Consider the following 9,743-nt stretch of genomic DNA (forward strand, 5'->3'; position numbering starts at 1 on the left):
CCTTGTTTTATTCTAAAAAGAAGATTTTTAGATTTATTCTCGTTTTGATAGAATGGTATAAAAACTCCTTTCTTGTTGTCTTAGTGTATGTATATAAGTGGTTTGTGTGTTGTTTTGAAAGGATTTAGTCTTTCTTTGTTATAGAATGGTTTGGTATGATTCTCTGAGAATTGATTTTTCCCTGTTTTGAATTATATTGGTATTGATTATTCTATTCTTGGAAATCGCAAATAGCAGAATGTCAATTTGATAAAAATATATTTTTGTCAATATCAATTTGTTTTCCGTTTATTTTAATTGGTTAATAGATTTGATAGATTTCGCATGGGGAGAAGGAATTGATAAAAGAAAACATACCCTCAGTAGAGGACTGAAGGTATGTCAACATATTCAGTTATACAGGAAGGATGGTTTTACTTTTCTGTTTTTCTTTTACTATGTTTATGAATGATGATAATGTTTCTATTTCAAATTGAAACTCTTTATCAAATGAACTTAGGTAAGGTGATGGTACAACCAACTTCAAATGTTCATGTTTCATCTCTTGCAATTGATTTTTGGAAATACCTTGTTGTAAAGTGAATAGATATTTGGTTTCAATGCGGTTAGCTTCATTTAAAACTTGGCGCCAGCGATCTTTGCAAGTGGTCTTGGCGCCTAAGAAAACCAGCTTGTCAGCTGGAAACATTAGGTTATGGTACGCTTCTCCGCTTGGAAATAAGAAATCTGGTTTCTTATTATCTTCTGTTACGGCTTGTTCTTCGTATTCTAATTTTGCGGATGTAAAAATGGTGGCAAGATGATGTTCTAATGATTTCCCTGCACGTGATTTGCGACGATTGAGGATGATGTTGGAAAATTTAACCAGTTCTTGACAATTAGGGAATGGCATACTGTAGATAGGAGCATATATCTTTTCCTCAAAATTACGGAACAGAGCATATTCTGTATCAATCCATTTCAATAGTTGTAAATCTGGGGTTTTACAAATGTCATCATCTGTAATTTGATTGGCTTCATTGTAAATATCTCTGGCAAACTTTGCCATTTGAGTTGTCTCAGGAAAATCAGTGTATAGAGAAACAAGCTTTTGAATGCTTGTTTCCAATTGCTTTTCAGGAGTTTTTGCTTGAGAAATGTCAATCAATTGATTGGTCATTTCAGGTGATAAATTAAAGAAAGCAAAGAAATCATCTATGTCTTGGTCTGCTTGTAATACAAAACCGTCATAATAATCTTCACTTTGTTTGGCAATAATGAGTAAGTCGCCCACATTATCTTCTTCAAAGAAAGGAAAGCCTTTCCCAAAACGAGTAATTCGATATTCATTACGCGTCCCCTGCCCATAATAGATAAATCGACTGTCTGTGGTAAAGTCGTCTTGCCATTTTACTTTTACCAATTTGTCTTTATTTTCACCCTTCACACCCGGAGTTTCAAATAAAAGTGCGGCTGCGCATTTTGGTATGTAAAAACCTGCTTGATGCGAACCGTTTTTTCCAGTATCATTAGCAGTAATAAAGCGACAAAATGCATATTGGGCATTTTGCACTTTATTAATTGCACTATTCAATATTTCACTCATATATCATTACTAGTTAACATGGTTTTTACTAATTGTTCTGAAACAGCAGTGATGAGGGGCACGACGACTGAATTCCCGCATTGCCTGTAAGCTTGCACATCAGAAACTTGGTTGAGGCGATATTCATCAGGATATCCCATCAATCTAGCACATTCACGAGGTGAAAGTTTGCGAGGATTCTTACCTTCACCCTGTGGTATTAGAATTTCTGAACCATCTTTATAATATCGTGCGCTAAGTGTTCTTGAAATACCATCAAGATCAGTCAATCCATAACCAAAGCCGTTTCCTTTCGCACGGTGCTTTTCGGCATAGTTTTGTAAATAGTTCCATAATTTGTCACTCAACGTATATTTTTCATCAATGTTTGGGTCAAGTATATCTTTAATACTTCGAGTTGCCTGTTTTTGTTTAGGAAAAGTAAATTGTTCTTCTCCACGAAAAATATCACGGTTAAAGCCTACTATCATGATACGTTCCCTATGCTGTGGTACGTAAGTTTGCCCATCCATTACGAGATAATGAATCGAATAACGTAACTCTTCCAAAGTGCCTTTTATTACTTTAAACGTGTTACCTTTGTCATGTGACATTAGATTTTTCACGTTTTCCAAGAAAAAAGCTTTAGGACGATGACGGCTGATAATATCAGCTACATCAAAAAACAAAGTCCCTTGTGTTTTGTCTTTGAAGCCAGTTTCACGTCCGAGGCTTTTTTTCTTGGAAACTCCTGCAATTGAAAATGGCTGACAAGGAAAACCGGCACAGAGTACATCGAATTCTTTAGGTATATAACTTTTGGTTACATCTTTCGTAATATCACCGAAAGGCATTTCTCCAAAGTTTGCCATGTAGGTTTTTTGGGCATATTTGTTCCATTCTGAAGAAAAAACACACTTGCCACCCTGTGCTTGCATAGCTAAACGAAAACCACCCATGCCAGCGAATAAATCTATAAAAGTGAATTTAGGTTCTTTGGGGTCAGGAAACGGAACATTGAAAAAATCTGCAAATAAATCATATGCTATAGGGTCTTCTGCCAATTGTGTTGCATATTCTATTGTTATTACTTCATTCTTATTCTCTTTTTTTCTCTCTAAGAATTCAAGAATTGCATTTATCACTTTTCTCTTACAATTGTTATCTTCGGTATTATTATTGCTATGTAAATAGTGGCTTAATACCGCAAGTTGATTTTCCCAGCTGGTTTCTCCGTATAATTTTATACCGTTTTGTTCATCAACTTCCTCTGGGAAATCAATGAGTTTGATATCTTGTGCAATTGTTTTTTTTGTTATCATTCAATTCATTTGTCGATTAATAGTTGCAAAAATACAGTTTTTTATTGAGAATATCGAATTAATAAATTTCTCTTTTGTTATTGTATATATTACTTACTGAAGGTTCAATTCATTCAAATATTGAGGAACACATACAAAGCGTCAAAGAGTAAATCTTTTATGATACTTATTATCAGGCAAACTTTCTATAGTAAAGCGGAAATTTTTGGTGTTGATTTATAGAAATCAGCCTAAAGCTGTTGGTTATAATTTAATATTGTGTTATCTTTACAACATAATATTAAGAATCAAATAAAGTCTGTTTATGAAATACCCGATAGGAATCCAGAGTTTTGACCAGTTGATAGAAGACGGTTATGTGTATATCGACAAGACCGATATGGTATATAGCCTTGTGACCGAAGGTAAAATCTACTTTCTTAGTCGTCCGCGCCGTTTCGGAAAGAGCCTTCTGGTTTCTACATTGAAGAACTATTTTCTTGGTAGGAAAGAACTTTTCAAAGGCTTGAAGATAGACTCTCTGGAGAAAGACTGGAATGTATATCCGGTGTTTCATTTGGATTTCAATGGTACAGACTATACTGTTAGGGGAGGTCTTGAGAAAAAAATAAGGTATTATCTTTTGTCTTGGGCAGAAGAATATTCTTTACCTGAACGAACTAAAGAGCTTGGTTTGGGCGACTTGTTTGCTGAACTTATTCGTGTTGCCCATGAGCAGAGCGGGCGACGTGCCGTAGTTCTGATAGACGAATACGACAAGCCTATTCTTGATGTTCTTGATGTGGACAAAAATCTTGAGGAAGAGCATCGCAATACATTGAAAAGTTTCTATTCGGTGTTCAAAAGCGCTGATGAGCATCTTCAGTTTGTCTTTCTTACTGGAGTTACCAAGTTTTCTCAGGTCAGTGTATTCAGTGGTTTCAATCAGCCTTTTGATATAAGTATGCACGGCAAGTATGAAACTCTTTGTGGTATATCACAGACAGAACTGGATACAGTATTCCGTGAACCGATAGAAGAAATGTCTGGCAGATACGAATGCTCATACGATGAAATGCGTTCAATGCTTAAGTCGCATTACGACGGTTATCATTTCAGTAAGAACATGACTGATGTTTATAATCCATTCAGTCTGCTTAATGCTTTTGCAACTTTGGATATCTCAGACTATTGGTTCAAGAGCGGTACACCTACCTATCTCATCCGTCTGCTTTCGCACACCGACGAGAATATGGACGAGATAACAGGGCGCTATTATTCGGCTGAAGAATTTATTGACTATAAAGCTACCGTAGAACAGCCTTTGCCGATGATTTATCAGAGTGGTTATCTTACTATAAAAGACTTTAATCTGCGCCGCAATGTCTTTCTTTTGGATTATCCGAACAACGAGGTAAAGAAAGGTTTTCTTTCTCTTGTGGCCAGCAACTATTTCAATACTCGTGAGAGCATCTATTCATGGATTCGAAATGCTGCTTTTCAGCTGGAGGACGGAAAGATTGAGGATTTCCGTACAGGTCTGACTTCTTTCCTTGCCGGCATTCCATATATCATGCGACGTAAGGAAAACGAACGCGAACGTGAAAGATATTTCCAATATACTTTCTATCTTATTATGCGCCTTATCAGCGTATATACGGTTTATATTGAAAAGCTGCAAAGTCAGGGTAGAGTGGATTGTATTGTTGAAACTCCTGATTATGTCTATATATTTGAATTTAAACTTGATGGCACTGCGAGCGAAGCTCTTCGTCAGATAAATGAAAAAGGTTATGCCCTTGAGTATGCTTCCGACAAAAGAAGAATATACAAGATAGGTGCTGTATTTTCATCCGAAACAGGTACTATTGCAGACTGGCTCTGCGAATAGCCGTATTGTATATTCTCATTGACCTCTTTCCGATATTATCAGAGTTATATTCTCCTGTTTCCCGTCTGGCAGTATATATTGAATGGAATATACTCCTTTTTGGAGTTTCTTTACTAATTCATCAGAACTGCTTTTCGTTCTGAAAAGCTCCATTCCTGTGATGTCGTTTACAGATATAACGCATCCTTCTGGTGCTTCCGGCAGTTTGTTTACTGAAATTATTCTTTCGTCGTCCGCAGGACGGTTTATTTCCAGCGGAGAGCTTTCGTTGCCGTAGCGGTCGGTAGCCGTGATGGCCCAAAAACGCTTGATTTTACCGTCTTTCGAGCTATAGTGGAAACTGTTGGATTTGTGTTTCAGGCAGATAATGTTTTTACCGTCGTTTGTATCCATCGGATAAAAATCTGACGCATAAATGCGATAGCTTGCTTCTTCTGTTTTCGAAGAGTCCGCTTTATCCCAGTTAATCATCACACTGTCATTCCTGAATGATATTACTCCGTTTACAGGTTGAGCTGGAGCAATGCTGTCCTGCCATACCATTGGAGGTACGGCAGCCGGATATGTATAGAATCGGCATTTCAGGCTGTCTGTAAGACCACACGTGTTTTTCATCAGGAATTCGTTTCTGAAGAAAGCCTGTCCGTCCAGTCCGTTGCGTCGGGTGAAATATATCTGCCTCATTATCTCGTTTATGTCCCATTCATGTGCCTTTTGTTTCAGAAAATATATTCCCAGTCCGGGAACCACCCATCGCCCGTGCTTGTTCTCTTCCCAATCGAGCGCGAAAGGGTAGAACTGGTTGTCGCGGAAATACATCATGGGGAATACGGCATCGTGTATGCCTGACTCAAGCCAAAGCTTCGGGTCCTGATATACAGCGTTAAACGCGTTCCAACCCTTTGAACTGTATCTGCGTGTGTCATTGTATTTCCCTACAGGCGAGCTGCTTATCTTCACCCACGGCTTGACGGCTTTCACATCATTATATATTTTCTTTACTATAGAAGTTATGTTGTCCCTGCGCCATTGCGACAGGTTTTTCCCCTTGCCGTATTTACGGAACGTTTTTGTATCAGGAAATTTCTCGCCGTTTTCCGGGTATCTTATATAGTCTAAATGTATTCCGTCGATATCATAATTCATGGTTATTTCCTTTGCTATTGTAGCAAGGTATTCCGCGGTTTCCGGATTTCCGGGGTCAAGATACCATGCCTTATTGAAGTGAATGCACATTTCAGGTTTTTTCCTTACTACGGATTTCTTTCCAAGCAGTCTCACCTGCCTGTCGTTTCCGGCAGGTATGCACACTATCCACGCATGAAGCTCCATGCCGCGTTTATGGCATTCTTCAATTGCGAATTTCAGAGGGTCATATCCGGGATTGCGTCCGGTTTTGCCAGTCAGAGATTCGGCAAAAGTCTCGTATGCTGAGGGATATATCACGTCACCCCTAAGTCGTGTCTGAAACAGTACGGTGTTGAAATTAGCCTGTTTCAGCATGTCCAGTTGTCTGCACAGTTCTTCTTTCTGTCGTTTTATTCCGTATGCTGATGTGGCTTTATTTGATGGCCAGTCAAGGCCACCTATCGTTGTTATCCATGAAGCTCTTACCTCGTATTTAACCGAAGCATGGATATTCAATGTGAATATCGCTAAAAGAGATAGTATAATGATGTTTTTGTGCATATCTTTTGTCGTTTGGCTGCAAAGATACTAAGACTTTGTCGAAAAATCTCAGTAAAATGTGTAATCTGTAGTTTTATGTTTTATTTCTGACTAAATAACATTACTTTTGCAAGTGATTATTGAGAAAATCAAACAAAAAATATTATGATAACATTTAGTTTAGCTTTAGTATTGCTTATTGTGGGCTACCTGGTTTACGGAAAGTTCATTGACAGACTTTTCCAGCCGGATGCCTCACGCAAGACTCCTGCCATAACGATGGCCGATGGAGTAGATTTTATACCTCTTCCTACGTGGAAGATTTTCATGATTCAGTTCCTTAATATAGCCGGTCTTGGACCTATATTCGGAGCTATAATGGGAGCGCAGTTCGGTACGGCATCCTATCTTTGGATTGTTTTCGGTACAATATTTGCCGGAGCCGTGCACGATTTCTTTTCCGGCGCGCTTTCCATACGTAATTCCGGCGAGAGCCTTCCTGAGATTATAGGACGGTATTTGGGACTTACCACCAAGAAAGTAGCTTGCATATTTACCGTGTTGCTTATGATTCTGGTCGGTGCCGTGTTTGTGTCAGGACCGGCTGAGCTGCTGGCAGGTATGACTCCTGATTATATGAATATATATTTCTGGATGATAGTGATATTCTTGTATTACATTCTTGCCACTATGCTTCCAATAGATAAAATCATCGGCCGCATATATCCTCTGTTTGCATTTGCCCTGCTGTTTATGGCTGTCGGGATACTTGTGATGCTTTACGTTAAGTCGCCGGACCTTCCGGAAATGTGGAACGGTTTCGGAACAAAATATGAGAATAATCCTATATTCCCGATGATGTTCATCTCAATAGCCTGTGGTGCTATAAGCGGTTTCCATGCCACACAGTCTCCTCTGATGGCAAGATGTATGGTCAACGAGAAGCATTGTCGCCCTATTTTCTACGGAGCAATGGTGACAGAAGGTATAGTAGCTTTGATATGGGCTGCTGCAGCTACATATTTCTTCCATGAAAACGGAATTGTGGATCAGGCTACAGGTATTGCTTATTCGGGTGCGAAGGTGGCTACAGATATTTCCAATCAGTGGCTTGGTACTTTTGGTGGGATACTTGCAATATTGGGTATAGTTGCAGCTCCTATCACCAGCGGTGACACTGCACTCCGTTCAGCACGTCTTATCGTCGCCGACTTCCTCGGTATCGAACAGCGCAGCATCGCAAAACGTCTGCTGATATGTATTCCTATATTCCTTCTCACAGTGGGACTTCTGGTATTCAGTTTCAGTAATGCCGAAGGTTTCAAGATTATATGGCGATACTTTGCATGGTGTAACCAGACACTTTCGGTATTTACACTTTGGGCAATAACTGTCTATCTGGTTAAGAATAAGAAGAACTATTGGGTGACTCTTATTCCTGCCTTGTTTATGACATGCGTATGCTCCACATATATATTGATAGCTCCGGAAGGTTTCAGCCTTTCGCCTGTTATATCTTACTGGGGAGGAACGGCATGTGTAATAGTGGCTGCAATATGGTTTGTGGCATGGTATAGAAAATCTGTTAAACACTAAAATATAGATAATATGTTAATGACAACAACCAATAATGTGGAAGGCAAGCGTATTCTGCATTATTATGGAATAGTCTCTGGTGAGACTATAATCGGTGCAAATATGTTCAGAGACTTGTTTGCAAGTATTCGTGATATCGTGGGCGGACGTGCAGGGTCTTACGAAGAGGTTTTGCGCCAGGCTAAGGATAGCGCGATGAAAGAAATGTGTGATGAGGCTATGCGTCTTGGAGCCAATGCAGTCATAGGAATAGATCTTGATTTTGAGACTGTAGGTGGAAACGGAAGTATGCTAATGGTTACAGCTTCGGGGACTGCTGTATATTTGGAATAATATTTTTTATAGGGTAGAAATGAAGAAAAGTTTAGTTGCGGTAGCCTTTATGGCATTGCCGGGGTTGATGATAGCCCAGAAGAAAGGTTTTGATTACAAATTTTATGGTCAGGTTCGTACAGACCTGTTTTATAACTCAAGAGCAAATTCGGAAACTGTTGACGGATTGTTCTACATGTATCCGAAAGATATTTCGAATGATGCCGACGGAAAAGACCTTAACAGTTTTGCCAACGGTGGATTCTATACACTGTATTCACGTCTTGGAATTGATGTGAAAGGTCCTGAACTGATGGGAAAGATAAGGACTTCTGCAAAGCTGGAAGTAGATTTTCGTGGTTCAGGTACAACTTTTTCATTGTTCCGAATGCGTCATGTATATTTTAATCTTGATTGGAGTAAATCAGCTTTGCTCGTAGGTCAGACATGGCATCCCCTGTATGGTGATGTAGCTCCTGACATCCTGAACCTTAATATGGGTGCTCCGTATCAGCCTTTCAGCCGTGCTCCTCAGTTAAGATACAGATTTACTTCAAACGGTATTGTACTTACTGCTTCGGCTATATGGCAGTCGCAGTATCTGTCTGTCGGTCCGGCCAATAATACCCCGGGAACCACTTCAACACAGAAAAGCCAGAATTTCCTGAAAAACAGTTGTGTGCCAGAATTCTATTTTGGAGCGGACTACAGGACATCGGGTATTATTGTCGGTGCAGGAGTACATGTGTCGTCATTGACACCTCGTACACAATCGGAGTTCGGTGGCAATATATATAAGGTGAACGAGCGTATTACTGGAGTTTCGGGTGAGGCTCACATTAAGTATGTAAAAGATAAGTTCTCATTCTCTGCAAAGACTTTGCTCAGCTCAAACCTGACAATGACAAGTACTGTAGGCGGATATGGAGTGACATCGGTTGACGCGCGTACTGGCGAACAGGAATATGCTCCTCTGCGTGTTTCGCATTCATGGGTAAATATGGTTTACGGAAGCAAGTTGCGTTTCGGAGTATTTGGTGGCTATCTGAAAAATTTTGGTGCAAAGGATGATGTTACTTCTCTGATAGGTACAGGTACAAACCTCGACCAGTTATCAACAGCAACGGCTGAGCTTACATATAACATTCCTAACTGGAAGTTCGGTGCTGAATATTCGTGGATAGGTGCATGGTATGGCAGCAATGATGAAAAAGGAAAGGTCGTTGATACACATCTTGTAAAGAACAACCGTATTGTATTTACTGCAATGTTCCTGTTCTGATAATGCTGCAATAACCTATTTAAAAAAGTTCCTATGTTTAAAATCGGAAGTGACGGATAACATAAGATAGCACTAAAAAAGCTATACCATTATAGTTAACTTTGTATATAAGAGAAAAACAATATTAAC

7 protein-coding genes are annotated in these 9,743 nt (G+C 39.3%); 4 read left to right on the forward strand and 3 right to left on the reverse strand.

Features of this window, described 5'->3' with window-relative positions:
• Nucleotides 1–394: 394 nt before the first annotated feature.
• Both H6A27_RS10105 and dcm read right to left on the reverse strand, forming a co-directional pair.
• Nucleotides 395–1,585: a type II restriction endonuclease gene (locus tag H6A27_RS10105; RefSeq protein WP_204508591.1), complete on the reverse strand. Its 1,191-nt coding sequence runs from the start codon at nt 1,583–1,585 to the stop codon at nt 395–397.
• Entirely contained in the window at nt 1,582–2,886 is a 1,305-nt protein-coding gene (gene dcm, locus H6A27_RS10110; RefSeq protein ID WP_204508592.1) for a DNA (cytosine-5-)-methyltransferase, read from the reverse strand. The genes H6A27_RS10105 and dcm overlap by 4 nt, the downstream gene beginning before the upstream one ends.
• A 304-nt stretch (nt 2,887–3,190) precedes the next feature.
• On the opposite strand from dcm, the gene H6A27_RS10115 reads away from it, so the two are divergent.
• Complete coding sequence (locus H6A27_RS10115; protein WP_204508593.1) at nt 3,191–4,756, forward strand: ATP-binding protein; 1,566 nt, start codon at nt 3,191–3,193, stop codon at nt 4,754–4,756.
• Between the two features lie 15 nt (nt 4,757–4,771).
• Here the strand turns inward: H6A27_RS10115 and H6A27_RS10120 are convergent, their stop codons facing one another.
• Nucleotides 4,772–6,445, reverse strand: coding sequence for a glycoside hydrolase family 10-like protein (locus H6A27_RS10120; protein ID WP_204508594.1), 1,674 nt, complete (start codon nt 6,443–6,445; stop codon nt 4,772–4,774).
• A gap of 144 nt (nt 6,446–6,589) precedes the next feature.
• Between H6A27_RS10120 and H6A27_RS10125 the strand changes: the two genes are divergently transcribed.
• From H6A27_RS10125 to H6A27_RS10135, 3 genes are read left to right on the forward strand one after another with little or no spacing between them, the layout of a single operon-like run.
• Nucleotides 6,590–8,020, forward strand: coding sequence for a carbon starvation CstA family protein (locus tag H6A27_RS10125; protein WP_204508595.1), 1,431 nt, complete (start codon nt 6,590–6,592; stop codon nt 8,018–8,020).
• A gap of 12 nt (nt 8,021–8,032) precedes the next feature.
• The gene (locus H6A27_RS10130; protein WP_154044602.1) at nt 8,033–8,353 is read left to right on the forward strand and encodes a heavy metal-binding domain-containing protein; all 321 of its coding nucleotides are present in this window, start codon (nt 8,033–8,035) and stop codon (nt 8,351–8,353) included.
• Nucleotides 8,354–8,372: 19 nt separating this feature from the next.
• On the forward strand, nt 8,373–9,614 hold the full coding sequence (locus tag H6A27_RS10135) for a DcaP family trimeric outer membrane transporter (protein WP_204508596.1): 1,242 nt from the start codon (nt 8,373–8,375) through the stop codon (nt 9,612–9,614).
• Nucleotides 9,615–9,743: the final 129 nt, after the last annotated feature.

The organism is Bacteroides caecigallinarum, assembly GCF_016902295.1.
In the GTDB taxonomy this organism is placed as follows: Bacteria; Bacteroidota; Bacteroidia; order Bacteroidales; family Bacteroidaceae; genus Phocaeicola; species Phocaeicola caecigallinarum_A.

Excerpts from the sequence above, each read along its gene's own strand:
- H6A27_RS10135 (WP_204508596.1), top strand. The coding sequence starts at position 8,373 with ATGAAGAAAAGTTTAGTTGCGGTAGCCTTTATGGCATTGCCGGGGTTG.
- dcm (WP_204508592.1), bottom strand. The coding sequence starts at position 2,886 with ATGATAACAAAAAAAACAATTGCACAAGATATCAAACTCATTGATTTC.
- H6A27_RS10115 (WP_204508593.1), top strand. The coding sequence starts at position 3,191 with ATGAAATACCCGATAGGAATCCAGAGTTTTGACCAGTTGATAGAAGAC.
- H6A27_RS10130 (WP_154044602.1), top strand. The coding sequence starts at position 8,033 with ATGTTAATGACAACAACCAATAATGTGGAAGGCAAGCGTATTCTGCAT.
- H6A27_RS10120 (WP_204508594.1), bottom strand. The coding sequence starts at position 6,445 with ATGCACAAAAACATCATTATACTATCTCTTTTAGCGATATTCACATTG.
- H6A27_RS10105 (WP_204508591.1), bottom strand. The coding sequence starts at position 1,585 with ATGAGTGAAATATTGAATAGTGCAATTAATAAAGTGCAAAATGCCCAA.
- H6A27_RS10125 (WP_204508595.1), top strand. The coding sequence starts at position 6,590 with ATGATAACATTTAGTTTAGCTTTAGTATTGCTTATTGTGGGCTACCTG.